The following is a 23087-nucleotide window of genomic DNA, read 5'->3' on the forward strand; positions in this document are numbered from 1 at the left end:
CCTGCTCCTCTGTACCCACGGACCGGCAGAGGACCGGACTATGACGCGGGTCACAACCTCACAGCACGTCAAGAACCGTCGATGCGTTCGGCACTCGCCGGTCCGTAAACCGACAGGAGCTCACCAGGGCAGGCGGGAGGCGGTCAGGCAGGCCGGCCTCGCGGGGCTCACCAGAGCCCTGGCGCGCGAGGTCGGGCCGCGCGGCATCACCGTCAACACCGTGCAGCCGGGCCCCGTCGACACGGACATGAGCCCGGGCGAGGTGGCGAGCCTCGTCGCCTACCTGGCCGGGCCCGAATCGGCGTACGTCACTGGCGCCACGCTGAACGCCGACGGCGGCTACTCGGCCTGAGCCCGCCGGTACCGCAGCAGCACCACGCCGTTCGCGAACTGCCGCGACCCGTCCAGGGCGAGCCTGAGGGTCGTGCCGGGGCGGAAGAGCGGGTTGCCCGCGCCGATGACGGCAGGGTGCACGTAGATGCGGTACTCGTCCACGAGGTCGAGGCGCTGGAAGGTGGCCAGGAGGTCCGGGCCGCCGATGAACAGGTCCCCGGTGGCGGCCGACCTGAGCGCCTCGACCTCGGCGGGCACGACGTCACGCACGATCGTGGTGTTCCAGCCGGCCTCCCGCAGGGTGCGCGAGTAGGCGACCTTCGGCGTCTCGCGCCAGATGCGGGCGAACTCCGCCACGGGCTTCGGCGCGGCCGGGTCCTCGTCGGCGGTCGGCCAGGCCCGCGCCATGAGCTCGTAGGTGACCCGGCCGTTGAGCATGCCGCCGGCCGCGGCCAGCTCATCGTTGAAGTGCGTGTGCAGCTCGTCGGAGATGTCCTGCCACGCGAGGCTGTGATCAACGGTCTCGAAGTAGCCGTCCAGCGACACCGACATCATAAAGATGATCTTGTTCAAGGCGAGGTCCTTCCACAGATCTTGGGGGACGTACTCCCATACTGACGACGGGCGGTTCCCGAACTCATCGGTTCCGTCGCGACGGAGGGACGGCATGGCTGCGATCGAGGCGAACATCTCGATGTCCGTGGACGGCTACGTCACCGGACCGGACCTGGACACGCACCCCGGGCTCGGCGCGGGTGGCGAGGCACTGCACACCTGGGTCTGGACCGAGGACGGCAGGCGGCTGCTCGCGGACACGTTCGGGGCGTCCGGCGCCGTCGTCACGAGCCGCCGGGTCTACGACGCCACCGACGGCTGGGCGGTCGAGGACGGGTTCTTCGGGATGCCGGTCTTCGTCGTCACGCACCGGCCGCACGAGCCGGTGACGCGGGGCGGGACGACGTTCACGTTCGTCACCGGCGGTGTCGAGGCGACGGCGCGCGCGGCGGCGGCCGTCGCCGGCGAGCGCCGGGTGCACATCATGGGCGGGGCGAGCATCATCCAGCAGGCCCTGCGGGCGGGCCTAGTCGACCGGCTCAGCCTGCACGTGGCGCCCCTGCTGCTGGGCGCGGGCACGCCACTGTTCGCCCACCTCGGCGGCCCGGTCACGCTGACCCCGCTCGAGCCGCACCACACCGCCGATGCCACCCATCTGACGTACCTGGTGGGCTGACCGCCCTCGCCGACGCCGGCCGCGTCCGTGGTGCACGGCACGGTGATCGCAGGCGCCTGGATCGACCTCGCGGGGTCGCGGGACAGCCCGTCAGGCGGGCGAGGCCGGGACGTTGAGCAGGCCGAGCAGGGCGCGGCGTTCGGCGCCGAAGCCGGGGGCGTCGACCGCCCGCGGGCGCGGCAGCGGCACCGGCCGGTCCTCGGCGATCCGGCCGCCGTCCAGGACCAGGACCCGGTCGGCGAGCAGCAGCGCCTCGTCGACGTCGTGCGTGACGAACAGCGCCGCGAAGCCGTGCGTGGCGCGGAGCCGGCCGAACAGGGCCTGCATCCGCAGGCGGGTGAGGGCGTCGAGGGCGCCGAACGGCTCATCGAGCAGGAGGAGGTCGGGCTCGCGGACCAGCGCCCGGGCGAACGCGACCCGCTGTGCCTGCCCGCCGGACAGCTCGGCCGGCCAGGCGTCGCGGCGGTCGGCGAGGCCGACCTCGGTGAGGGCGGCGTCGACGCGTTCGCGCAGGGAGCCGCCGCGCACGCCGAGGGCGACGTTGGCCGCGACCCGCTTCCAGGGCAGCAGCCGGTGCTCCTGGAAGACGACGGCCGTGGATCCGGACGTGGTCACCGAGCCGGTCGCGTCGCCGTCCAGGCCCGCGAGGATGCGCAGCAGGGTGCTCTTGCCGGAGCCGCTGCCGCCGAGCAGAGCGACCACCTCACCGGCGCCGATGGTGAGGTCGACGCCGTCCAGGACGACGGTGTCGCCGAACGCGCGCCGCACCCCGAGGGCGGTGCTCACCGCGCCCGCAGTCCGTGGCGCCATGCCAGCAGCCTCCTCTCGCCGAGTCGCAGCAGCAGGTCGGAGAGCAGGCCGAGCAGCGCGTACGTGACCAGGCCCAGGACCACCACATCGGTCTGGCTGAACTCGCGGGCCTCCATCATCATGAAGCCCAGCCCGCCCTGCCCGTTGACCTGCTCGCCGACGACGAGGCTGAGCCAGCCGGCCGCGAAGGCGAGCCGCACGCCGAGGAACAGTGACGGCAGCGCGCCGGGCACGACGACGTGCCGGACCCGTTCGAAGGCCGTAAGCCCGCAGGTACGGGCCGCCTCGACCAGCCGTTCGTCGATGTTGCGGATCCCGGCGTAGGTGTTGAGGTAGATCGGGAAGAACGCGCCGAGCGCCACCAGGGTCACCTTCAGCGACTCGCCGATGCCGACCCAGATGATGAGCAGCGGCACCAGACCGAGGTGCGGCAGCATCCGGGCCATCTGCACGGTCGGGTCGACGAGGTCGTCGCCGAGCCGGACGAGCCCTGCGAGGGTGCCCAGCGCCAGCCCGAGCAGCCCGCCGATGAGCAGCCCGAGGACCGCCCGCTGGACGGAGTCGAGCAGGTACTCGCCGAGCGTGCCCTCCAGCGCCAGCCGCCGGCCCGTGGCGAGGACCACGCTCGGCGCGGGCAGCTTGTCCGGGTCGAGCAGCCCGCCGCGGACGCCGCCCTCCCACGCGGCGAGCAGGACCAGCGGCGTCACGGCCCGCAGCCAGCGGCGCCGGGCGGCGACCCGCCGCGGTGCCGATTTCCGCAGGGCCGGGCGCTCCAGGAGCGTCGTCATCGCAGGATGTCCGAGAACTGCTCGTCGATGCGCCCCTTGATGTCGACCTTGCCCGGGATGAGCTGCAGCTCGGTGAACCCGTCGGCGATCTGCTGCAGCTCCTCGCCGACGGCCGCGTCGATCGCGGCGAGGGGCTGGGCGCTGCGGTCCAGGGCGCGGCGGGCGACGTCCTCGGGGATGTTGAGCTCCGGCGCGAGGATCTTGACGCGCTCGTCCGGGTTGCCGATGCCCCAGTCGGTGACCTCGCGGTAGGTCTTGAGGAACTCACGGATCTTGCCGGGCTTCGACTTCAGCGCCTGGGGCGACACCAGCAGGTACTCGCGGTTGTTGGCAAGGCCGGTCGCGTCGACGAGCACCTTCACGCCGGGCGTCTCGGCGAGGGAGAAGTACGGATCCCAGATGATCCACGCGTCGACCTGGTCGTTGTCGAACGCGGGGCGGGCGTCGGCGGGCTTGAGGTACTGCACGTCGATGTCCTTGATGGTCATGCCGTTCGCCTCGAGCAGGCGCACGAGCAGCCAGTTGACGTTCGACCCCTTGTTCAGGGCGACCTTCTTGCCCTTGAGGTCCTTGAACGTGGTGTACCCCTTGCTGGCCTTGACCAGGACGGCCTCGCCTTTGGGCACCGGCTTCGACGTGCCGATGATCCTGAAGTCGATCTTCCCGGCGGCGGCGAAGATCGGCGGCGCCTCACCCACCTGGCCGATGTCGATCGCGCCGGCCTTGATGCCCTCGGTGAGCGCCGGACCGCTCTCGAACAGCGACCAGGTGGTGCCGGCGGCCTCGGCCTTGCGCGCCTTGACCAAGCTCAGCCCGCCGAAGCGCTGGTACCCGACGCGCAGCGGCTCCTCGGCGGAGCCGGGCTTCGCCGAGGCCGGCTCCTTGTCGGCGGCGCAACCCGCGGCCAGGGTGGTGCCGAGCAGGACCAGGACACCGGTCAGGACGACCGAGAGCCGACGCATCGATGACGCTCCTCATTAACGGACGTGTGTGGCGGCACTATACCCACTACACCTACCAATTGACTAGGATTCAACTTGCCGGCCTTGCCTCGGTGCCGCACACTGCGATCGTGACCTCACTCACCGCGCCGGCCGTCTCGCGTCCTGGGCGGGCATGAACGACGCCGTCGCCGCGGTCATCGCGCGGATGGAGAAGGGCCTGGCCCGCCTCGCGCCGGATGACGCCCGCCGTCATTTCCACGGTACGTACCTGCGCACCACGCACGCCGTCGCCGAGGAGATCGAGCGGGGCGGGTTCCTCGACGCCGACTGGCTGAACCGGTGGGACGTGGCGTTCGCGGAGTTGTACCTGGACGCGTTCGACGCCGACCTCAACGGCGGGCAGGTGCCGCGGCCGTGGCGGATCGCGTTCGACACCGCGCGGGACCGGCCCGGCCTGCCGGCGCTGCGACACGTGCTGCTCGGCATGAACGCCCACATCAACTACGACCTGCCGCAGTCACTGATCGCGGTGATCGAACCGGCCGAGTTCGACGACCCCGAGGTGCGCGCCGACCGGGAACGCGACCACACCCACATCGACACCGTCCTGCTCGCCAGGGTCGGCGCCGAGGAGGCCGAGGGCCGCGCCGCCAACCGTCCGAGCCTCCTGGACCGGATCCTCGCCCCGGCGAACCGGGCCGCGACCCGGCGGCTGCTCACCGAGGCACGGGCGAAGGTGTGGCGCAACACCGCCGTCCTGGACGCCGCGCGCCGGACGGGACCCGAGGCGTACGCGGGAGCCGTCCGCCACCTCGAGGACGCCTCCGCGGCGAAGCTCGACACGCTCACCGCCCCGGGCCAGGTCCTGCTGCGCCTCGCCCGCACCGGCTTCGGTGTCCTCATCCCCGGCGCGTAGAGCCCCGTCAGGGCAAATTCAGGGTCAGCCGACAGGAAAGCCCTGACGCGGTGTGCAGGTGCGCGGGCCAGACTTGAGCGCATGACCGTTCGCCGTACCTTGCAGGCCGTCGGCGCCGCGCTCGCCGGGGCCGTCAGCGCAACCGACACCGCCGCGCCGCCCGCCGACCCGCGCGCCGTGCGCGACCTGCTCGCAGACATCGGCCTGCTGCACCCGCGGGCGCCCGAGGCGGAGATGCCGCTGGTGCTGTGCCGCTTCCAGGCCAGGGCCGGGCTCACCATCGACGGGATCGCCGGGCCCCGGACCGTGCAGGCGCTGACCCGCGCCGCCCGCGAGGCCCGCCACATGCGGTCCCTCGGCCTGGCCGCGTAGAGCGCCGAAGCCCGGGCGCTACAGCCAGCGGTTACGGCGCAGCGTCCGGTACAGCAGCAGCCCGCTGCCGAACATGAGCGCGAGCGCGTAGAAGTACCCGTAGCGCCAGTGCAGCTCCGGCATGAACACGAAGTTCATGCCGTAGACCCCCGCGATGGCGGTCTGCAACGCGGCGAGGGCCGCCCAGGACGCGATCTTGCGCATGTCGTTGTTCTGGTCGATGGTCACCTGCGCCAGCCGGGCCTGCAGGATCGAGTTGAGGATGTCCTCGTGGTTGGCGACCTGCTCCACGACGCGGGTCTGGTGGTCGTTGACGTCGCGGAAGTAGCGGCGGATCTCCTTGGACAGCGCGAACGTCTGCTTGTCCAGCAGCGTCAGCAGCGGCCGCTGCAACGGCACCGCCGCCGTGCGGAACTCCATCAGCTCCCGCTTGAGCTGGTAGACGTGCTCGATGCTGGTGCCGCTGTCCCGGCGGAACACGGCCTTCTCCAGGGCCTGCACGTCCGTGTCGATGGCGGTGACGATGACGAGGTACGCGTCGACGATCCGGTCCAGGATCGCGTGCAGCACCGCCCACGGGCCACCCGCGAGCTGCGCCGGGTTCGCCTCCAGGTCCAGCCGGGCGGACCGCAGCTCACCCGCCTCACCGTGACGGACCGTGACGATGAACTGGCCACCGAGGAACATCCGGAGTGAGCCGGTGTCGATGACCTCGCTCGATTCGGTCAGTTCCCCGTGCGGCAGGTACCGGGCGGTCCGCGCGACGAAGAACGTCACGTCCTCGTACCGCTCGACCTTCGGCCGCTGCGGCGCCGGCTTCAACGCGTCCTCCACCGCGAGCGGGTGCAGCCCGAAGACCTTCTCGACCTCGGCGAACTGATCCGGATCCGGTTCGTGCAGCCCGATCCAGACGAACGCGTCCGGCTGTTCGCGGGCCCGTTCGTACAGTTCGGCGAGGGGCAGGTCGCCCGTTTGGCGGACCCCGCCGACGTACAACGCGCAGTCGACAACCGCAGGCCTTGCGTCCAGTTGCACCGGAAAAGCACCTTTCGTCGGGGCCTGACGTACTGCGGGGGCTGCTGGTTGCGTACCCACCCGGCTTCGTCCATGAACACCCGCCCGACCAGTGCCACGCCCGCTTGTCGGATCACCCGCAGCGACGACCGGCTGCCCGGCCACCGGCCGGTCGGATGGTGCCTCCACCTGGACAGGGGTTCACGGACCGTCACGGCGGACCGTATCGTCGCAGCATGGCAGCTCTCACGTTCGCGGTGGACCGACTCGCTGCCGCGACGGTGCTGACCTGTCACGGTGCGCTGGTCGCGGCCAGTGCGATGCAGCTGGAGACCGCGCTCTCACAGCTCCTGCTCCGCCCCCAGCCCAGGATCGTCATCGACCTGGCGAAGGTCACGGCCATCGACTGCACCGGCGTCATGATGTTGCGCGTCACTGCGGGTATAGCCCTTGAGCAGGGCGGATCGCTCGTCCTGGCGCTGCCGACGCCGCAGGTCGTCCACACGCTGCGTGAAGGCGGCACCCTCTCCACGATCGAGACCTACCGCAGCCTGGAAAGCGCTCTCGCCGCCGACCCGCAGGGCCTCATCACGGACGCCGACGTCGCCGCCCAGTCCACCGGCACCCAGTGGCCGATGAACGCCGACCGCCGCCGCTCCGCCTGATCAGAACCCGCCGCCGCCGCTCGGCGTGAGCCAAAGCCACGGCATGAGGACAACACGGCATGAGGACAACCCGGTGGCGCATCAGCTCCACCGGGTTGCTGAAGATCCGCCGGCCGCCCCCGTGACGCCCGGCGGGCCGGTCCTACACGGGCTCGCCGCGATAGGTCCCGAAGGACCACAGATTGCCCTCAGGGTCGCGGACGGAGAACTCCCGCGAGCCGTAGTCGGTGTCGTTGAGCTCCTTGTGGACCGTGGCGCCGGCGGCGACCGCGCGGGCGTACACCCCGTCGGGGTCGTCGGTCACCACGTAGGCGCCGAAGGTGCCGGGGCGCAGCGGCCAGCCCGGTCCGTCGTCGTCGCGGACGCTGCCGAGCATGATGCCGCCGCCGGGCGGCCAGGCGAGCTGGGCGTGGTCGACACGGTCGCCTTCGCCGTGCACCACGGTCTCCCGGAAGCCGAACGCGTCGACCAGGAACCGGATCAGGGCACGGGCGTCGGTGGCACGCAGTGTCGGCCACACCTGCGGTGGAGGTGTCATGCGGCCCAGTCTGCCGACCAGGGCGCGTCCGGGTCTTGGACGTTTCGGAACGGCGGCAGGTTCTCCTCGGCAAGCCACTTCGCCGGTGGGCTGCCGGCGAACCCGGTGAACTCGCGGGTGAGGTGCGCCTGGTCGTAGTACCCGCAGGAGGCCGCGAGCGCGGCGAGGGACGCGGCGCCGTCCTGCAGCCGGCGCCGGGCGAGGTCGAACCGGGCGACCCGGGCCGCCGCCTTCGGCGAGAGCCCGATCTCCAGGTTGAACTGGCGGCTGAGGTACCGCCCGCTCCACCCGACCTCCCGGGCGATGTCGGCGGTGGCGAGGGCGCCGCCGGCCTGCAGCAGCCGCCACGCGTGCACGACCTCCGGGCGCGGCAGGACCGGCGCGGCGAGGCGGCGGGCGAGCATCTCATCGACGATGCGGAAGCGGTCGGCCCAGGTCGTCGCGGCCCGGACCCGGTCGCGCAGCGCGTCGATGCACGGGCCCAGCACGTCGGAGGCGGTCACGTCGAGGTTGGCGAGCTCACCGGCGGGCAGGCCGAGCAGGGTCCGGGCGCCGAGCGGCGACAGCGCGATCTGGATCCCGGACTGCCGCCCGTCGTGCACGATCGTCGCGGGCGTGGTGTGCAGCCCGCCGAGGAGCGTGTCGTACCGCCCGGGCGGCGTCGCCGGATCGGGGTGCGACGAGATCTGCAACGGGTCGTCGAGGGTGACGATGAGCGTCAGGAACGGTGACGGGAGCCCCCGGTGCACGGCGGGCGCGACGCCGGTCTCGCGGTAGCCGGAGTACCAGCCCGCGAACGGCCGCACCCGCGGTCCCGCGGGCCGGCGCACGTATTCCGACAGCACGCCCTCACGGTAGCCGCCGGGCGGTGTGTTCGAGCAGCGAGGCGGTGAACAGCGGCCACAGCGGACGGGGCAGCTCGTGTCCCGCCCCGGGCAGGACCAGCAGCGACGCGCCGGGGATCGCGTCGCGCAGGGCGGTGCCGTGTCCGAGCGGGAAGACGGGGTCGCGCTCGCCATGGACGACCAGCGTCGGCGCCCTCAGGCCGGCGAGCAGTTGCGGGCCGGCGCCGCCGGTGTCGATGACGAAGTGGTTCACCAGGCAGGAGGCGATGTCGGTGGTGCGGGGGACGTCCCGTTCCGCGAGCCGGCGCACCGCGGGCTCGTCGAAGTACGGGGAGCCGCCGCCGTACACCCGCATGAGACCGACGATGAACTCGACGACGGCGACCGGGTCCGCCGGGTCAGGGCCGCCGCTGCCGGTGAACTCGACGAAGGCGGGTGACATCGGCGGCAGCCCCGGCAGGCCCGGGGTGGTGGTGACGAGGGTCAGCGTGGCGACCCGCGACGGGTGCTCCGCGGCGGCGACGGTGACGATCCCGCCCGCCATCGAACGCCCGACGAGGTGCGCGGCGCCGACGCCGAGCCCTTCGAGGATCCCGATCGCATCGAGCGCCATGTCCCGCATCGTGTACCCGGGCCGCCCCGGCGGGTAGGCGGTGGAGCGGCCCGTGTCGCGGTTGTCGTAGCGCACCACGTGCCGGCCGCCCGCCGCGAGCAGCTCGCACAGCTCCTCGTCCCACCAGAGCATCGACGCGGCCGCGCCGTGGACGAGCAGGATCGTGGGATCGGCGGGGTCGCCGAACGTCTCGACGCACAGCCGCGCGCCGCCGGTCTCAAGAAATCGCATACCTGTTCAACGCTGTGGAGGTGCCTAACCGACGGCCTTCTCCAGTTGCGCCTTGGTCATCTTGGAGCGGCCGTTGATGTTCTTGCGCCTCGCCTCCTCGTACAGCTGGTCGCGGGTGCGACCGCCGGGACCGCCCGAGCGGGCGCGCAACCCGCCGCGGCGGGCGGAGGAGATGTCCTGCGTCGAGGTGCGGCTCGCGGTGCGGGACTCGCCCGCGCGGGCGCGTTCCTTGTTCACGACCCGGGCCGCGATCTCCTCGGCGACGTCCTCCGACCGGCCCTGGGCCTTCTGCTGCCGCTTGATGTGCTCGTACTGCCGTTCCCGTTTGTTGCTCCATGCCGCCTGCGGCATGACCCACCTCCGATTTCTACAGGAATTCGCGCTTGTACAGGTCGATGAGGTCCGCGTAGTGGGGACCGATGTTCGCCACGTACACCTCGTCGAACCCGGCGTCCTTGTACTTCTTGAGCTGCGCCGCCTGTTTGGCCGGGTCGGGACCGCAGGCGATCGCCTCGCGGGTCATGTCCGGGGTGACGAGCTCGGAGGCCTGCTCGAAGTGCTTCGGCGACGGCAGGACCTGCGACAGTTCGCCCGGGACGCTCGCGTTCGCCCACAGCTCGTGCGCGATGCGTACCCCGGCGTCCTCGGTCTTCGCAAAGCAGGCCTTGAAGCCGCCCTGCACCGGCTTGTCCCCGCCGCCGCCCTTGCGGAACGCCTCGACGTGCTCGGCGACGGGCGCCACGGACATGAACCCGTCCGCGATCCGCCCGGCGAGTTCGAGGGCCTTCGGCCCGAACGCCGACATGTACACCTTCGGCGGGGTCTCGGGCCGCGTGTACACCTGGGCGTGCTCGACGGTGTAGTGCGTGCCGCGGTGGTTGACGAACCCGCCGTCCCACAGCTCCCGCATCACGTGGACCGCCTCCTCGAGCATCTCGAGGCGCTCGCCCGCGCTCGGCCAGGCGTCGCCGAGGATGTGCTCGTTGAGCGCCTCGCCGGTGCCGACACCGAGGACGAACCGTCCCTCGTGCAGGACCGCGCTGGTCGCGGCGGCCTGCGCGACGACCGCCGGGTGGATGCGCATGATCGGGCAGGTCACCGCCGTCGTTACGGGGATGGTGACCACCTGGCTCAGCGCCCCGATCAGCGACCACACGAGCGGCGCCTGCCCCTGCGCGTCGTTCCAGGGGTGGTAGTGGTCCGAGATCCACAGCCCGGAGAACCCGGCGTCCTGCGCGAGCTTCGCCTGCTCGATCAGCTCTGCCGGGGTGTATTCCTCGCTGGACAGGAAGTAACCGATTCGCATGCCGTCACTGATACCCACCCGCACGCGAGAGAAGCACACCGGCGACGAACTCCACGACGATCCTGTTCCAGCTAGTGACTGTTGGACATCGAGTGCAGGCGGTCCAAGAGGCGCTTGAGCTCGGCGAGGTGCTCCGGCGGGTACACCCGGCCGGCCGGGTCGACGACCCGTTGCACCGGTTGCAGCAGCCGCCAGGCCTCCGCCACCTCGCCGAGCTGCGCCAGGGCCTGCGCGTCCAGCCAGTCGCAGTAGTCACGGGCGACCCCGGCGCCGCGCAGCTGCGCGGTCAGCACCAGCACCGCCTCGTCCATGCCGGCGCCGAGCAGCAGCCGGGCCAGGGCGTCGGTGCCGAGGATCCACTGCCGGGTGCCGGGCGCCAGCTCCCGCAGCGTCTCGAACGCGTCGACCGCGTCCTGGGTGCGGCCCGCCCCGACCAGGCTGCGCCCCAGGTCCAGCAGCGTGTCCGCGACCTGCCCAGGGTCCGCCGAGCCGTCGGCGATGCCGTCCAGGACCGCCTGGGCCAGCTCGACGTTGCGTTCGGCCTTGCTGCGCCGCTCGTCGGGGTCCGCGTACCCCTGATGCTCCAGGCGGATCGCCTCGCGCGGCGCCGACGGCCACTCCGCGATCCCGATCCCCTGCACCGTCCCGGTGCCGTGGCCGGTGCCGACCCCCGTGCCGTGCCCCCGGTCGACAAAGACGTCCGGGGTCGGGCCGGCGCCCTTGACGCGGACCAGGTGCTCGTGGACGCGGCCCTTCCACCGCAGCTGCGTCGGGCGGAACAGGCGGGCGGTGCGGAACGTGTACGGCAGCTCGTCGTGCGCGTTGTCGATGTCGACCAGCAGCGCGTCGGTGGTGGTGGCAGCGAGGACCTCCCGCAGCTTGCCGGGCGCGGCCACGGCCCGGTCGTCGGCGTCGATGCTGAGCACCCAGTCCGCGGGCGCCCACGGCGTGCCCCTCGCCGCGGCGGCCTCGGCGAGCGCGGTGTTGCGGGCGGCGGCGAAATCCCCGGTCCAGGTGCCGTGACTGACCACGGCGCCGAGCTCGCGGGCCAGGGCCGGGGTGTCGTCGTTGGAGCCGGTGTCGTGGACGTGGATCGTGTCGACGACCCCGCTCAGCGACGTCAGGCACCGGGACAGCATGGTGGCCGAGTCACGCACGATCAGCACCGCGGCAAGGTTCACCTCCGCCCGATCGGCGGCCGTTCGGCCGACCTGAGCGTTTGTCCGGGCGCGGCACCATAGACACATGGCGATCGAAAGCGTCGATCCTGCGGACGAACTGGCGGTCCCCTACGTCCTCGACCACGGTGTCCTGGTGGAGGAAGGCACGCACGAGGAGCTGTCGGCGGCCGGCGGCCTCTACGCCCAGCTGTACGCCCTGCAGGCGACGGCGTACCAGGACGGGAATGTTCTGGACGATCAAACGCTTGACCACAGGATGTGACTGCAAACCCCGTCCGCCTGGTGCTGGTGCTCGGCTCGCTCATCGCCATCGGCCCGCTGACCATCGACATGTATCTGCCGGCCCTGCCGAGCATCACCGAAGACCTGCACACCACCTCGACGGCGGTGCAGCTCACCCTCACCGGCACCCTCGCGGGTCTCGCGCTGGGCCAGCTGGCGATCGGCCCCTGGTCCGACGCCGTCGGCCGGCGGGTGCCGCTGCTGGCCGGCCTCGTCCTGCACGTCCTGGCGTCGGTCGCCTGCGTCTTCGCCCCCGACGTCACCGTCCTCGGCGCGCTGCGCGTCCTGCAGGGTCTCGGCGTCGCCGCGTCCTCGGTCGTCGCGATGGCGGTCGTGCGGGACCTGTTCAGCGGCGCCGCGTTCGCCCGCTTGTTCTCCCGGCTGATGCTGGTCATGGGCGCCGCCCCGATCCTCGCACCCACCCTCGGCAGCGCCGTGCTGCGCTGGACCGAGTGGCGCGGCGTCTTCGTGGTCCTCGCCGTCTTCGGTGTCCTGCTCACCACCCTCGCCGCGCTCGCCCTGACCGAGACGCTGACACCCGCCCGCCGCCGCTCCGGTGGCGTCGTGTCCACCCTCGGCGTCTACGGTTCCCTGCTGCGTGACCGCGTGTTCGTCGGCCTGGTCCTGGTCGCGGGGTTCGCGATGGCGGCGCTGTTCGCCTACGTCGGCGGCTCGTCGTTCGTCCTGCAGGAGGTGTACGGCCTCAGCGAGGCCCAGTTCGGGCTGGCCTTCGGCGCCGGTGCGGTCGGACTGATCGGCGGCACCCAGTACAACGTGCGGCTGCTGCGCCGCTTCACCCCGCAGCGCATCCTCGTGTCGGCCCTGGCCGCCGGCACCGTCGCCGGTGCGGTCCTGGTCGTCCTCGCCGCCACCGGCCTCGGCGGCCTGCCCGCCCTGCTCGCGGCGCTGTGGGCGGTCCTGACCGCGGCCGGCCTGGCGCTGCCCAACGCCCCGGCCCTGGCGATGTCCCGCCACGGCGAGGCGGCCGGCACCGCGGCGGCGCTGCTCGGCGCGGTGCAGTTCGGCATCGGCGCGGTCGCCGCCCCGCTGGTCGGCGTCCTGGGCACGGGCGCGACGGCGATGGCGGTGGTGATCGCCGGCGGCCTGCTCACCGCGACGCTGACCCTGCTCGTGGTCGTCCGGCCGGGGTCACTCGTTACGAGCGAGGACGACCACGACCCGGCCGTCACCCTGGACCGTGCCCCCGCGGCGGTCTGACCGTCCCGCTCACCGCTCGATCGTGACCAGACAGCGGACCGCTGTCTGGTCACGACGGCTTCTGCCAGCGGCTCCCGGCGGTTTCGCCGGCGGCCCCGGCGGTGCTTGTCAGCGGCCGCCGGCGGCGGCGTGGTAGCTGTCGACGATCTCCTGCTTGATCCGGCCACGGTCGGAGACCTGGTAGCCGGCGCCCTGCGCCCACTCGCGGATGGCCCGGTTCTGGTCGCGGTCGCCGCGGGCGGCACCCCGGCCCCGGGCTCCCGATCGGGCCGCGGCGACGACCGCGCCCCGTCCGACCTTCGTACCGGCGGAAACGTAGGGCTTCAACGCGGCGCGCAGTTTCTCGGCGTTCTTCTTCGACAGGTCGATCGCATACTGCACGCCGTCGAGACCGAACTGCACGCTCTCGTCGGCCGGCTTGCCGTCCAAGTCGTCGATCAGTTCTTGAATGACGCGCTTGGCCATGACGGCGCCTCCTCGGCAACGGTACGGGTGACGGCGGCGACCGAACGGCCGGCCATCGGAGAAATAGTATCGCCCATTCTGCGGATTTGAAGTGCACTCTGTTTCAAATGGGCACCATCACCGATCGTGTTGGTTCAATTACCACCGGCCCGGCACGGTGCGCATGATCCGAGCATCGGCGAGACTCTACCCATGGCGAACACTTCCACACCCGATTGGGGCGACCTGCTCATCGGCCAGTTGGCGTTCTACTGGGACGTGCATCTGCGCCCCCGGCTGGACGGGCTCACGGACGAGGAATACTTCTGGGAACCGGTCTCCGGATGTTGGACGGTCGGGCCCGACGCCGCCGGAAATTACCGCGTGGAGGGCGGTCCGGGCGCAGACCCGGCGCCGGTCACCACGGTCGCATGGCGCATGATGCACATCGCGGTCGGTTGTTTCGTGACCCGGAGCAGCACGTTCTTCGGTGACGGAAGTGTCTCCGGCGACGCCGACATGTTCGACCCGCGGCACGTGCCCGCTGATCTGCCGCACACGGCCACGGAAGCGGTCGCGTTCCTGGACGACAGTTACCGAGAGTGGCAAGGGCACGTTTCCGGACTCGACGAGGAGGGACTGCGCGCACCTTTGGGACCGAAGGGCGCCTATTTCTCGCAGGAGCCGATGGCGGCGCTGATCGTGCACGTCAACCGCGAGGTGATGCACCACGGCGGGGAGATCGGGCTGCTGCGCGATCTGTACCGCGCCACGGGGGCGACCCGGCGCACGGATCACCTCGCCACAGCCGCGGCATGACATAGATCGAGGCCACCGTCTGCAAGACTTGCTGCCATGTCGACCATCGGTGGCCTTCTTTCCGTGCGGTCCGTGCTCCGGGCGCAGTACCTCGACCGGGGCACGCTCGACCGGCTGACCCTGGCCGGCCTGCGCGGCGCACTCGATCACGCCCGTGCCCGCGTGATGGCGTACGACGACCACCGCTACGACATCGGCGTCCCGCGCGACCTGACCGACTTCGCGCGCCTGCCGATGCTGCGCAAGGCCGACGTGCTCGCGGCCGGCGAGGACCGGTTCCGGGATCCGGCGTTCGCCCGCGACGCGGTCACCGTCTACACGACCAGCGGCACCAGCGGGCAGGTCCTCGAGGCGTGGCACGACCCCGCCAACCACGCCCACGACCGGGCCAGCAACATCCGCCGGTTCGCGGCCGCCGGCTGGCGGTACCGGCCGTGGTCGCGCCTCGTGCACTTCAAGCCGCACCCGGTCGGCGTCGCCTGGTACCAGCGCATCGGCGTCTTCCGCAGGTCGCTGGTCTTCAGCGCGCTGCCGGTGCGCACCCGGGTGGAGCGCATGCTGCTGGAGCGCCCGCAGGCCGTGATCGGCTATCCGGTGATGCTCCGCGACCTGCTGCGCGGCATGCGGTCCGACGAACTGGCCGCGCTGCGCCGCACGCTGCGCGTGGTGTTCACCGAGTCGGAGCTGCTGACTCCGGAGATCCGCCGGCAGCTCACCGACGGATTCGGGGTGCCGATCTTCAACGAGTACTCCGCGTTCGAGCTGCTGCACATCGCGTACGACTGCCCGGAAGGCCACCTGCACGTCGCGGAGGACCGCGTCCACGTCGAGATCGTCGACGCCGAGGGCAGCGCCGTGCCCGACGGCACCGAGGGGCACGTCGTCGTCACCGGCTGGCGGGAGCGGGCGATGCCGCTGCTGCGGTACTGGCTCGGCGACCGCGCGACCCGCCACACCGGCCGGTGCGCGTGCGGCCGGACGTTCGCCCGCCTCGAGCTGACGAAGGGGCGCGCCGACGACTACGTGCTCCTGCCCGACGGCGAGCGGATCTACGCCGGCACCTTCATCGGCATGGCGATCAACACGGCCGGCGTCGCGGAGTGCATGGTGCGCCAGGACTCCGCCGGCAACATCACCCTGTGGCTCGTCCCGGACGCCCGGGCCGGCCGCGACTTCGACGACCTGGCCCGCGACGCGCGTGCGTGGCTGCACGACAGCGCCGGCCGCCCGTTCGACCTCGACGTGCGCCGGGCGGAGACCGTGGAGCTGACGAAGGGCGGGAAGGGCCGCTTCGTCGTCTCGGAGTTCCGGCGCTGAACGGGTCCCCGGCGACGCCCTGCCCGCCTGACGGTCCGGTCGCTACAGCGTCACGGCGGCGTGCTGCGGCACCAGGTGGGCGCCCAGGTCGGACTTGAGCTCCGCCATGCCCTTGCCCAGGATCATGCCGCTCGCGCCGCGGTCCACAACCCGCTCCACCAGCCGGCGGAACAGGTCGAAGTAGAGGTGCCGGCGGCCGCCCTCCTCGACCGGCAGCGCGCCCCAGGACAGCCAGATGGGCCAGCTCGGATGGTCCAGGATCGTCGCCGCGCCGAGCAGGGCGCCGGCGTTGTCGCGGTAGGCCACGACGTGGACGTCGTCGCGGCCGGCGACCGCCTCCTGCCACAGCTGCGAGCGGGGGCCGCTGCGCAGCTCGACGCTGCCGGCCGAGTGCTTGGCGAAGTTGAGCCGGGTCAGGTGCGCCAGCTCCGCCGGGCTCACCACGTCACCGATCGCGCCGCCGCGCACCTGCAGGTCGGGGTCGCGGGCGACGAGCCGCTGGGTGCGCCGCACGCTCGCCCTGCGTTTCGTGCCGAGGCCGGCCAGCCACGCGTCCACGGACGCCGGCGCGTCGAGCACGGCGAGGGGCTCGGTGGGTCTGGTGTACCGCAGGCGGGGCAGCCAGGCGCCGTCGGCCGCGCCGAGCTGCCGCCACAGCGCCCCGCCGACGCCGGGACCGAGGGCCCGCCGGGCCGCCCGCCGGAACGCCCGGGACAGCTCCACCCGATCCTCCGCTGTGGACGACGCGGTCCACCATCCGGCCAGGGCGCTGCTCTGCGGTGCCTGGACGTGCAGGTACCCCAGCCGCGGCCAGCCCGTGGCGCCCTCGCGGCGGCGCAGCGGGACCACCGACGCCGAGTACAGCCCGACCGGTCCGTCCAGGTCGGACAGCACGGCGAGCAGCAGCGGGTCGGCGCCGGAGCGGACCCCGGCCCGCATCGCCGGCCAGGCCCAGTTGGCCCGCAGCCCGGCCCGGCACCGCAGGGCGTCCCAGCCGGCGGGCTCCGGGTCGGTGGCCGGGTTGTGCAGCCGGACCGTCAACCCCTCGGTCACCACAGCCATCTCCACCATCATGTTCCCCCGTGCCGCTGCGAACCGTCCCCGGGACCCTGCGGCAGGGGCCGCGCGGGGCGACGCCACCACCCGCTGAGGCCGACGTCGAGACTGAGCGCGCTCGCCCCGGCCGACAGCAGCAGCGCCGCCATCGCGCCCGACGACGCCGCGTGAGGCACCAGCACCGCCGCGGCGGCGGCCGCGACGACGAGACCGACGGTAGCCGATGCGGCGGTCAGCCGGGGGGACCGCCCGTCGGTGTTCTCCACCAGGTAGCCGGCGTAGGCGACCAGCGCGAACAGCGGCGTCTCCAGGCAGGTCAGCAAGGCCAGCAGGAGCGTGCCGGGCTCCAGCAGCAGCACCAGCGGCAGGCCCGGCAGGCACAGCAGCATCGCGACGCGCAGGACCCGCCGCGCCTTCGCCCGGCCCGTGCGCCCTGCCGGGCCGCGCAGCCGCAGGGACGTCGCCGGCTGGCGCAGCCGGAACAGGTAGGTCAGCGCCGCCGAGCAGAACCCGGACAGCGTCACCGCGACGTAGAACGGGCCGCTCTCGGTGCTGTGGCCGGCGATGCCGAGGACCACGTAGCACACGGCGAGGCACAGGCTGGCCACCAGCTCCGGCAGGCCGAGCAGGGCGCAGGTCCGCAGGACCAGCCGTGCCATCCGGCGGCGGCGCGGCGGCCCGGCCACCCGGTCCGCCCGGCCGGCGACCGACCAGCCGGGCGGCAGCCGCCACAGCAGGACCGCCGACGCGGCCAGCGCCGTCGCGGCGAGCAGGTTCAGCTGCCACAGCGGCGGCCAGGCGAAGTGGAACGTCAGCGCGGACAGGGTCAGCAGCGTGCCGGTCACCGCGGCGAAGGTGACCGCGTCGGTGCGGAGGTGCCCGCGCACCCGGTGCAGGCCGACGGCGACCTGGAGCAGGCCGAGCGCCGCGCTCCACAGCAGCGCCGCGGCGAGCACCCGCCCGCGGTCCAGGACGGTGGCGGCGGCGAACGCGGCTGCGGCGAGGACCACCGGCGCCGCCGCGACCCGCAGCACGACCCTGGCGATCCCCCCGCCGAGCCGGCGGGCGCGCGGCACCAGCTTCAGGGCGGCCTTCTCGCCGCTGGAGGCGAGGAACACCGTCCACATCGACATCCCGACCGCGCCGGCGTATTCGGCGAAGCGGACGGCGCCCCAAGGCACCGCGAGGGCGAGCGGCGCGAGCTGGATGGTCGCGCGGAACGCCCCGCGCCCGGCGAACAGCGCCAGCATCAGCCGGCCGCCGGGCGCGACGGTGCGGGCCTCAGCCTCCGGCGCGAGCAGCGTCATGACCGGCCGACGGCGAGCCTGCCGGGGCGTCGTCCGGGCCGGGGTCGGGTCCCCGGCCTGGCGTCCGGTGCGGGCCGGTGCCCGCGGTGGCGGCCCGGCGGGAGCGCGACGGCCAGCACAGCACCGCCAGGGCCAGCGCCAGGTGCACGGCGATGAACACGTATGCCTCGGTACGGCTGGCGACGTGGCCGAGCCGGACGGTCATGTGGTCGGCCCAGTCCCACCGCTGCGGGACGGGTTGCCCGCGCCACAGCCAGAACGACAGGTCCTCCAGCCCGGACAGCATGACGAGGATGCTCGCGTAGCTGATCCGGCGCACCGTCGCCGCGGGTGATCCGCCGAGCCGCTGGTGCAGCGCGAACGCCAGGATGAGCAGCGGCGCGAGGACTCTGACGAGGGCGTAGAACCCGTCGAAGTCCTCGGCGATGACCCGGTCGAACATGCGCGGCACGAAGCCGCAGAACACCGCCGTGAACGTGAGGACCCCGATCACCTCCGGCAGCCGCCAGCGCCGCAGCCACTCCGGGTCCAGCGCGGCGATCGTCTCGGCGGCGAGCACGAACGGCACCAGGTACGCCAGGAACAGCCACAACGAGTCCAGCTGTTTGCCGCCGGGGGCGAGCGCGACCAGCAGCACACCCGAGACGAGGGTGGCCAGGACGAGGGCGAAGAAGCGTTTCACGGGCGCACCTCGAAGCGCACGGTCGACAGCAGCCGGTCGGCCGCCCGGCGCAGCTGCACCGGGGTGTCCGCGGCCAGCAGGGCGTAGCCGAGCTTGCTGGTCAGGTCGATGGTGGAGGTGACATGGCGGCCCGGCTCGGCGAGCAGCACGATCCGCAGCACCTCGGGCCACCCGCGGGCCTCCTCGACGCCGTGGACGGCGGTGAGGATGCCGGTCTCGGCGGCGTTGAGCAGCTGCACCATCACCGGGTGCGGCACCGTCCGGGACGGGATCGGCGGCAGCGGCGCGCCGACCGCGACGCTGATCGACGCCTCGATCGGGTCGACGCCGTAGCAGTGCCGGGCGAGCTCGCCGAGGGGGTCGCCGCCGGTGCGGGCGCCCATCTCGATGAGGCGGGGCCGGCCGGCGGTGTCCACGACGAGGTCGAGGTTGAGCGGTCCGCGGCGGTAGCCGAGCCGGGCGCACAACGCGTCGACGGCGGCCACGATCTCGTCGTGGACGTCGTCGGGCACCGCCGCGGGCAGCAGGTGCGCGGTCGTCGTCGCCTGGGGCGGCGGGGTGAGGTGCCGTTCGGTGAGGGCCATGAACACGACCCGCCCGTCGTCGATGACGCACTCACAGCCGCAGTGCTGCCCCTGTACCTCCTCCTCGATGACGATCCCGGCGGTGTAGGAGTGCCGCAGCGCCTCCGCGATCGCCGCGTCCACTGTGGACTCGTCGGGGCAGCGGGTCACGCCACGGCTGCTCTGCGCGTCGACGGGCTTGACGACCAGCGGGAACCGCAGGCCGGCGGAGCGCCAGCCGGTGCCCTCGATCCAGCGGTACCCGGGCAGCCCCAGCTCGTCGCAGACGGTGCGGAAGCGCCGCTTGTCCACCGACGCCTCGACCGTCTGCTCGGTCAGCCCGCACGGTAACCCGAACCGTTCGGTGAGCGTGAGCTGCGTCGGCAGCGCGATGTCGCTGCTGGGCGCGAGGATCCCGGCGACGTCGGAGCGGCCGCGCAGGATCTCGGTCAGCGCGGGCACGTCGCGGGTGCTGACCGGCAGCAGCTCGTCGGCGAGGGCGACCGCCGGGGCGGTGTCGCGCAGGTCGACGGCGACGGTGCGGTACCCCAGCGCCCGAGCGGTGCGGTAGGTGGCCATCGCGCCGTCGGCGGCGCCGAGGATGAGCAGGCTCTTCATGCGGCGTCCTCACGCTGGGCGGGTATGAACGGCGCCGCGGCGGCGCCCGGGAACAGCTGGTCGGAGGCGTCCACGGGGATCGACGCCTCGCGGATGTAGAACATGGCGGGGCGCGGCTGCGCGTCGGCGACGAGCACCGTGTAGCGCAGCATGACCGCCGCCCCGGCGAGCGCGACGCACTCCGCCAGCAGGCCGCCGCCGATCGCGGCCGTGACGCCGAGCCAGCCGGCGAACGCGGCGACGGCCAGGCCCACGGTCAGCAGAGCGGTGAGCAGGAGCACGAACGTGACGGCGTGCACGGCGCGGCGGGAGAACGCGACGTAGAGCTCCAGCGCGTGGCCGATGAGCCGGCCGAGCCGGAACTTCGACGTGCCGCGGGTGCGTGGCCGGTGCTCGACCGGCACGGTGGCGATCCTGGAGGTGAGCAGCGGCACGGTGGCCAGGAAGTACGGCGTGCCGAGGCGCAGCTCGACGACCCGCCGGGCGAGTTCGGTGCGCAGCACCCGGAACGTGGTCGCGCCGGGTGGGATCCGGATGCGCAGCCGGCGGCCGAGCCAGTGGTAGCCAGCCGCGCCCCACCGGCGGTGCCATGGGTCGTGGCGGGTGCGCCGCACCCCGAACACGGCGTCGTACCCTTCCAGGGCCCGCTCGACCAGGTGGTGCACCTCGGCGGGCGGGAACTGCAGGTCGGCGTCCAGGTGCACGAGCCACGGCTTCCGGGCGTACTTGTAGCCCGCCGAGAACGCCGCCTCGAACCCGAAGTTGCGGCTGAACGACAGGTACTGCACGCGGGGATCGGCCGCGGCGAGCCGCTGGATCTCGGCGAGGGTGGCGTCGGCGCTGCCGTCGTCGACGAAGAGGATCTCGAGGTCGTAGCCGCCGAGCGCGGCCGTGATCTCGGCGTGGGTCTGCGCGATGCTGTCCGCCTCGTCGTAGCAGGGCACGACGGCGGTGAGGCCTAACGGGTGCATGGGCCGGCAGGGCTCAGCGGGCGGCGAGCGCGAGCGGCTCGGGCGCGGTCCAGTGCTCGCCCCTGGTGGCGATGAACCAGTCGATGGTGCGCTCCAGGCCCGCCTCGAGGGACACGAGCCCGGCCGGGTCGATGCCGACGGCGCGCAGCGTCTCGGCGTCGGCGCTGACGACGGCGCCGGGCTGCTCACCGGGGCGCATCGGCAGGTCCACGATCTCCACCCGCGGGTAGCCCTTGCGCTCGCACTGGTCGATGACGATCTCGGCGACGTGGCGGATCGTGGTCGAGGCGACCGGGCCGCACTCCACCACGTGGTCCAGCACGGTGCCGGCCTCGGCGGCCTCGAACGCGGAGACCAGCGCCCTGGCGACGTCGCCGACCCACACCATGTCGGAGATCTGGTGGCCGCCGCCGTAGAGCTCGACGGGCATCCCGCACAGCGCGCGGCAGACCACCGCCGGCGTGATCTTGCGGACCTTGCCCGGCCCGAACGGCGCGGCGGCGAGCTGCCGCGGCCCGTAGGCGTTGACGGCGCGCACGACGTTGACCCGGCTGCCGCGGTCGGCGTTGAACATCGACACGAAGCGCTCGACGGCGGTCTTGGAGATGGAGTAGCTGTTGTTCATCCAGTGGTTGCCGACGCCGATGTAGACGCCCGGCAGCTGGTACTGGGTGACGGCCTCGAGGAAGTTGAGCCCGCCGACGAGGTTCGTCTCGGCGGCCGGGCGCGGGTTGAGGATGGTCTCCTGGGTGCCCAGCACCGCGGCGAGGTGGATGATGCCGTCGCAGTGGGCCGCGAGCTCGACCATGGCGGTCGCGTCACGGATGTCGCCGAGCATCACCTCACGCTCGGGTGCCGCATGCGGCCCGCGCCGGCCGTGCGCGTGGTGGTCGAACACCAGCGCCTCGTGCCCTCTCGCTTCGATCTCCTCGCAGACATACCGCCCGATGAACCCGTTGCCCCCGGTCACGCCGATCTTCATGGGTTGTTTCCTATTCACTCGATGGGGCGGATCCTCGCCCATGGCCGGTATCCGGCAAGCCTTTCCACAGGGTGGTGCCCCATGTCAAAGAAGCCGATGAGCAGCGCAAACACCGAAGACACATTGATCTTAATGCCGAGTGATCTCATCCTCATGCGCCGGTCGCAATCTACCGTCCACTCGCCAGTGATCACAGTCCGAGCGCAAAGATTTATTGACTCTGTCGTATCTGAGGCAACGTTTTGCCGAGGTTGTCCGCCATCCGCCGTAATTTACGCGAAGCGATGTGATTTGAGCGCTGCCGTTGGACGCCGTTGGACAGCGGGCGGCGCCGCGCGACACCCGATCGGACGTCGCCGGGACCGGCGCCCTGCTGCCAGGCTGGTGTGAACCCCGGCAGAACCCTGGCAAACGCTCCGACCGGCGGGCTGGCGGTCGACGTTGACCCCGCCGGGCCGAACGGCGGCCCGGCAGTACGGCACCACGGATGGAGCACACGTGACCTCGATCAGCGGCATCAGCGGCATCTCCGGCTCGTTCGCCACCGCCCAGACGGCCCTGCGCCCCCCGCCACCGAAGGACGGCAAGGACCCGATGGCGGCGGTCACCAAGGCGCTCGGCCTGTCCGGCGACGAGCTGAAGAGCAAGCTGGACAGCGGCCAGAGCCTGGCGGAGATCGCCGAGCAGCAGGGCGTCTCGCACGAGGACCTGATCGCCGCGATCAAGGCCGGCAAGCCCGCCGACGCCTCCGCCGTCGGGTCGGCCGCCGAGGAGGAGCAGGACGCCGCCGCCGAGCGGATCGCGGCGCAGAAGGGCCGGCCCGGCCCACCGCCCGGCGGCCCCCGCGGCGGCGCCGCCGGCCTGACGGACGAGTCGAAACTGCAACAGCTCAGCATCCTGCTGGAGACCGACAGCGAGTCCCTGCGCGGCAGCAGCGCCACCGACGTCGTCAAACGCCTGCAGGACAAGGGCATCGACCTGTCCCAGCTCCGCTCGGTCCTCAACAGCGGCGACCTGGTCGACTACGCCGCCTGAGCCGGC

General features: G+C 72.5%; 28 protein-coding genes. 10 read left to right on the top strand and 18 right to left on the bottom strand.

The genetic code is table 11. From position 1 onward, the window contains the following. The first annotated feature begins 40 nt into the window (after window positions 1-40). Window positions 41-352 carry an SDR family oxidoreductase gene (locus OHA72_RS54235; protein WP_327003936.1) on the top strand — a complete coding sequence of 104 codons (312 nt, stop codon included), beginning with the start codon at window positions 41-43 and terminating at the stop codon, window positions 350-352. Here OHA72_RS54235 and OHA72_RS54240 read toward each other — a convergent pair. Further along, window positions 340-906: a dihydrofolate reductase family protein gene (locus OHA72_RS54240; protein ID WP_327003937.1), complete on the bottom strand. Its 567-nt coding sequence runs from the start codon at window positions 904-906 to the stop codon at window positions 340-342. The genes OHA72_RS54235 and OHA72_RS54240 overlap by 13 nt on opposite strands. Window positions 907-1000: 94 nt before the next feature. On the opposite strand from OHA72_RS54240, the gene OHA72_RS54245 reads away from it, so the two are divergent. Further along, window positions 1001-1564 carry a dihydrofolate reductase family protein gene (locus tag OHA72_RS54245; RefSeq protein WP_327003938.1) on the top strand — a complete coding sequence of 188 codons (564 nt, stop codon included), beginning with the start codon at window positions 1001-1003 and terminating at the stop codon, window positions 1562-1564. A gap of 90 nt (window positions 1565-1654) precedes the next feature. On the opposite strand, the gene OHA72_RS54250 is transcribed toward OHA72_RS54245, so the two are convergent. The 3 genes from OHA72_RS54250 to OHA72_RS54260 are packed head-to-tail and all read right to left on the bottom strand — an operon-like array spanning window position 1655 to window position 4124. Next, complete coding sequence (locus OHA72_RS54250) at window positions 1655-2374, bottom strand: ABC transporter ATP-binding protein (RefSeq protein WP_327003939.1); 720 nt, start codon at window positions 2372-2374, stop codon at window positions 1655-1657. Continuing rightward, window positions 2347-3162: an ABC transporter permease gene (locus tag OHA72_RS54255; RefSeq protein ID WP_327003940.1), complete on the bottom strand. Its 816-nt coding sequence runs from the start codon at window positions 3160-3162 to the stop codon at window positions 2347-2349. Before OHA72_RS54255 ends, OHA72_RS54250 begins: the two co-directional genes overlap by 28 nt. Beyond that, window positions 3159-4124: an aliphatic sulfonate ABC transporter substrate-binding protein gene (locus tag OHA72_RS54260; protein ID WP_327003941.1), complete on the bottom strand. Its 966-nt coding sequence runs from the start codon at window positions 4122-4124 to the stop codon at window positions 3159-3161. Before OHA72_RS54260 ends, OHA72_RS54255 begins: the two co-directional genes overlap by 4 nt. Before the next feature lie 154 nt (window positions 4125-4278). Between OHA72_RS54260 and OHA72_RS54265 the strand changes: the two genes are divergently transcribed. Both OHA72_RS54265 and OHA72_RS54270 read left to right on the top strand, forming a co-directional pair. Next, window positions 4279-5022 carry a DUF5995 family protein gene (locus tag OHA72_RS54265; protein ID WP_327003942.1) on the top strand — a complete coding sequence of 248 codons (744 nt, stop codon included), beginning with the start codon at window positions 4279-4281 and terminating at the stop codon, window positions 5020-5022. Window positions 5023-5103: 81 nt separating this feature from the next. Further along, the gene (locus tag OHA72_RS54270; protein ID WP_327003943.1) at window positions 5104-5394 is read left to right on the top strand and encodes a peptidoglycan-binding protein; all 291 of its coding nucleotides are present in this window, start codon (window positions 5104-5106) and stop codon (window positions 5392-5394) included. 18 nt (window positions 5395-5412) lie between these two features. Here OHA72_RS54270 and corA read toward each other — a convergent pair whose 3' ends face one another. After that, a complete protein-coding gene (corA, locus tag OHA72_RS54275; protein ID WP_442788787.1) occupies window positions 5413-6573 on the bottom strand; it encodes a magnesium/cobalt transporter CorA in 1161 nt (386 codons plus the stop codon). Window positions 6574-6644: 71 nt separating this feature from the next. Here corA and OHA72_RS54280 point away from each other — a divergent pair, with 71 nt between their 5' ends. Next, on the top strand, window positions 6645-7073 hold the full coding sequence (locus OHA72_RS54280; protein ID WP_327003945.1) for an STAS domain-containing protein: 429 nt from the start codon (window positions 6645-6647) through the stop codon (window positions 7071-7073). Window positions 7074-7215: 142 nt separating this feature from the next. On the opposite strand, the gene OHA72_RS54285 is transcribed toward OHA72_RS54280, so the two are convergent. The 6 genes from OHA72_RS54285 to OHA72_RS54310 form a co-directional block, all read right to left on the bottom strand. Then, window positions 7216-7611 (bottom strand): VOC family protein, encoded by a 396-nt coding sequence (locus OHA72_RS54285; protein ID WP_327003946.1) that lies wholly within the window; start codon window positions 7609-7611, stop codon window positions 7216-7218. Beyond that, window positions 7608-8456, bottom strand: coding sequence for a helix-turn-helix domain-containing protein (locus tag OHA72_RS54290; protein WP_327003947.1), 849 nt, complete (start codon window positions 8454-8456; stop codon window positions 7608-7610). Before OHA72_RS54290 ends, OHA72_RS54285 begins: the two co-directional genes overlap by 4 nt. 4 nt (window positions 8457-8460) lie before the next feature. Continuing rightward, a complete protein-coding gene (locus tag OHA72_RS54295; protein ID WP_327003948.1) occupies window positions 8461-9300 on the bottom strand; it encodes an alpha/beta fold hydrolase in 840 nt (279 codons plus the stop codon). Window positions 9301-9324: 24 nt separating this feature from the next. Beyond that, complete coding sequence (locus OHA72_RS54300) at window positions 9325-9651, bottom strand: plasmid stabilization protein (RefSeq protein ID WP_327003949.1); 327 nt, start codon at window positions 9649-9651, stop codon at window positions 9325-9327. A 16-nt stretch (window positions 9652-9667) separates the two neighbouring features. Beyond that, on the bottom strand, window positions 9668-10606 hold the full coding sequence (locus OHA72_RS54305) for a TIGR03557 family F420-dependent LLM class oxidoreductase (protein WP_327003950.1): 939 nt from the start codon (window positions 10604-10606) through the stop codon (window positions 9668-9670). A gap of 71 nt (window positions 10607-10677) precedes the next feature. Then, window positions 10678-11772, bottom strand: a complete 1095-nt coding sequence (locus OHA72_RS54310; RefSeq protein ID WP_327003951.1) for a glycosyltransferase — start codon at window positions 11770-11772, stop codon at window positions 10678-10680. 79 nt (window positions 11773-11851) lie between these two features. Between OHA72_RS54310 and OHA72_RS54315 the strand changes: the two genes are divergently transcribed. Together OHA72_RS54315 and OHA72_RS54320 are read left to right on the top strand one after the other, a co-directional pair. Beyond that, a complete protein-coding gene (locus OHA72_RS54315; protein WP_327011982.1) occupies window positions 11852-12049 on the top strand; it encodes a hypothetical protein in 198 nt (65 codons plus the stop codon). Further along, window positions 12046-13287 carry a multidrug effflux MFS transporter gene (locus OHA72_RS54320; protein WP_327003952.1) on the top strand — a complete coding sequence of 414 codons (1242 nt, stop codon included), beginning with the start codon at window positions 12046-12048 and terminating at the stop codon, window positions 13285-13287. Before OHA72_RS54315 ends, OHA72_RS54320 begins: the two co-directional genes overlap by 4 nt. Window positions 13288-13395: 108 nt before the next feature. Here OHA72_RS54320 and OHA72_RS54325 read toward each other — a convergent pair whose 3' ends face one another. After that, window positions 13396-13752 carry a histone-like nucleoid-structuring protein Lsr2 gene (locus tag OHA72_RS54325; protein ID WP_327003953.1) on the bottom strand — a complete coding sequence of 119 codons (357 nt, stop codon included), beginning with the start codon at window positions 13750-13752 and terminating at the stop codon, window positions 13396-13398. A 192-nt stretch (window positions 13753-13944) separates the two neighbouring features. Here OHA72_RS54325 and OHA72_RS54330 point away from each other — a divergent pair, with 192 nt between their 5' ends. Beyond that, window positions 13945-14550, top strand: a complete 606-nt coding sequence (locus OHA72_RS54330) for a DinB family protein (RefSeq protein WP_327003954.1) — start codon at window positions 13945-13947, stop codon at window positions 14548-14550. A gap of 63 nt (window positions 14551-14613) precedes the next feature. Next, on the top strand, window positions 14614-15867 hold the full coding sequence (locus OHA72_RS54335) for a phenylacetate--CoA ligase family protein (protein ID WP_327003955.1): 1254 nt from the start codon (window positions 14614-14616) through the stop codon (window positions 15865-15867). A gap of 42 nt (window positions 15868-15909) precedes the next feature. Here OHA72_RS54335 and OHA72_RS54340 read toward each other — a convergent pair whose 3' ends face one another. Genes OHA72_RS54340 through OHA72_RS54365 form a run of 6 tightly spaced genes read right to left on the bottom strand, consistent with a single transcriptional unit; the run spans window position 15910 to window position 22046 of the window. Then, window positions 15910-16929, bottom strand: a complete 1020-nt coding sequence (locus OHA72_RS54340) for a GNAT family N-acetyltransferase (RefSeq protein WP_327003956.1) — start codon at window positions 16927-16929, stop codon at window positions 15910-15912. 8 nt (window positions 16930-16937) lie between these two features. Continuing rightward, the gene (locus OHA72_RS54345) at window positions 16938-18230 is read right to left on the bottom strand and encodes a hypothetical protein (protein ID WP_327003957.1); all 1293 of its coding nucleotides are present in this window, start codon (window positions 18228-18230) and stop codon (window positions 16938-16940) included. After that, on the bottom strand, window positions 18205-18912 hold the full coding sequence (locus OHA72_RS54350; RefSeq protein WP_327003958.1) for a hypothetical protein: 708 nt from the start codon (window positions 18910-18912) through the stop codon (window positions 18205-18207). Before OHA72_RS54350 ends, OHA72_RS54345 begins: the two co-directional genes overlap by 26 nt. Next, on the bottom strand, window positions 18909-20093 hold the full coding sequence (locus tag OHA72_RS54355) for an ATP-grasp domain-containing protein (protein ID WP_327003959.1): 1185 nt from the start codon (window positions 20091-20093) through the stop codon (window positions 18909-18911). The genes OHA72_RS54350 and OHA72_RS54355 overlap by 4 nt, the downstream gene beginning before the upstream one ends. Further along, window positions 20090-21064: a glycosyltransferase family 2 protein gene (locus OHA72_RS54360; protein WP_327003960.1), complete on the bottom strand. Its 975-nt coding sequence runs from the start codon at window positions 21062-21064 to the stop codon at window positions 20090-20092. The genes OHA72_RS54355 and OHA72_RS54360 overlap by 4 nt, the downstream gene beginning before the upstream one ends. 13 nt (window positions 21065-21077) lie before the next feature. After that, on the bottom strand, window positions 21078-22046 hold the full coding sequence (locus tag OHA72_RS54365) for an NAD-dependent epimerase/dehydratase family protein (RefSeq protein WP_327003961.1): 969 nt from the start codon (window positions 22044-22046) through the stop codon (window positions 21078-21080). Between the two features lie 498 nt (window positions 22047-22544). On the opposite strand from OHA72_RS54365, the gene OHA72_RS54370 reads away from it, so the two are divergent. Next, on the top strand, window positions 22545-23081 hold the full coding sequence (locus tag OHA72_RS54370; protein ID WP_327003962.1) for a hypothetical protein: 537 nt from the start codon (window positions 22545-22547) through the stop codon (window positions 23079-23081). Window positions 23082-23087 lie beyond the last annotated feature (6 nt).

This window comes from Dactylosporangium sp. NBC_01737, assembly GCF_035963215.1.
Lineage (GTDB): Bacteria > Actinomycetota > Actinomycetes > Mycobacteriales > Micromonosporaceae > Dactylosporangium.

Coding starts and splice junctions, on each gene's coding strand:
- OHA72_RS54270 (WP_327003943.1), top strand. CDS start 5,104: ATGACCGTTCGCCGTACCTTGCAGGCCGTCGGCGCCGCGCTCGCCGGG.
- OHA72_RS54300 (WP_327003949.1), bottom strand. CDS start 9,651: ATGCCGCAGGCGGCATGGAGCAACAAACGGGAACGGCAGTACGAGCAC.
- OHA72_RS54345 (WP_327003957.1), bottom strand. CDS start 18,230: ATGACGCTGCTCGCGCCGGAGGCTGAGGCCCGCACCGTCGCGCCCGGC.
- OHA72_RS54295 (WP_327003948.1), bottom strand. CDS start 9,300: ATGCGATTTCTTGAGACCGGCGGCGCGCGGCTGTGCGTCGAGACGTTC.
- OHA72_RS54280 (WP_327003945.1), top strand. CDS start 6,645: ATGGCAGCTCTCACGTTCGCGGTGGACCGACTCGCTGCCGCGACGGTG.
- OHA72_RS54325 (WP_327003953.1), bottom strand. CDS start 13,752: ATGGCCAAGCGCGTCATTCAAGAACTGATCGACGACTTGGACGGCAAG.
- OHA72_RS54285 (WP_327003946.1), bottom strand. CDS start 7,611: ATGACACCTCCACCGCAGGTGTGGCCGACACTGCGTGCCACCGACGCC.
- OHA72_RS54305 (WP_327003950.1), bottom strand. CDS start 10,606: ATGCGAATCGGTTACTTCCTGTCCAGCGAGGAATACACCCCGGCAGAG.
- OHA72_RS54330 (WP_327003954.1), top strand. CDS start 13,945: ATGGCGAACACTTCCACACCCGATTGGGGCGACCTGCTCATCGGCCAG.
- OHA72_RS54260 (WP_327003941.1), bottom strand. CDS start 4,124: ATGCGTCGGCTCTCGGTCGTCCTGACCGGTGTCCTGGTCCTGCTCGGC.
- OHA72_RS54265 (WP_327003942.1), top strand. CDS start 4,279: ATGAACGACGCCGTCGCCGCGGTCATCGCGCGGATGGAGAAGGGCCTG.
- OHA72_RS54255 (WP_327003940.1), bottom strand. CDS start 3,162: ATGACGACGCTCCTGGAGCGCCCGGCCCTGCGGAAATCGGCACCGCGG.
- OHA72_RS54315 (WP_327011982.1), top strand. CDS start 11,852: ATGGCGATCGAAAGCGTCGATCCTGCGGACGAACTGGCGGTCCCCTAC.
- OHA72_RS54365 (WP_327003961.1), bottom strand. CDS start 22,046: ATGAAGATCGGCGTGACCGGGGGCAACGGGTTCATCGGGCGGTATGTC.
- OHA72_RS54235 (WP_327003936.1), top strand. CDS start 41: ATGACGCGGGTCACAACCTCACAGCACGTCAAGAACCGTCGATGCGTT.
- OHA72_RS54245 (WP_327003938.1), top strand. CDS start 1,001: ATGGCTGCGATCGAGGCGAACATCTCGATGTCCGTGGACGGCTACGTC.
- OHA72_RS54340 (WP_327003956.1), bottom strand. CDS start 16,929: ATGGCTGTGGTGACCGAGGGGTTGACGGTCCGGCTGCACAACCCGGCC.
- OHA72_RS54250 (WP_327003939.1), bottom strand. CDS start 2,374: ATGGCGCCACGGACTGCGGGCGCGGTGAGCACCGCCCTCGGGGTGCGG.
- OHA72_RS54360 (WP_327003960.1), bottom strand. CDS start 21,064: ATGCACCCGTTAGGCCTCACCGCCGTCGTGCCCTGCTACGACGAGGCG.
- OHA72_RS54355 (WP_327003959.1), bottom strand. CDS start 20,093: ATGAAGAGCCTGCTCATCCTCGGCGCCGCCGACGGCGCGATGGCCACC.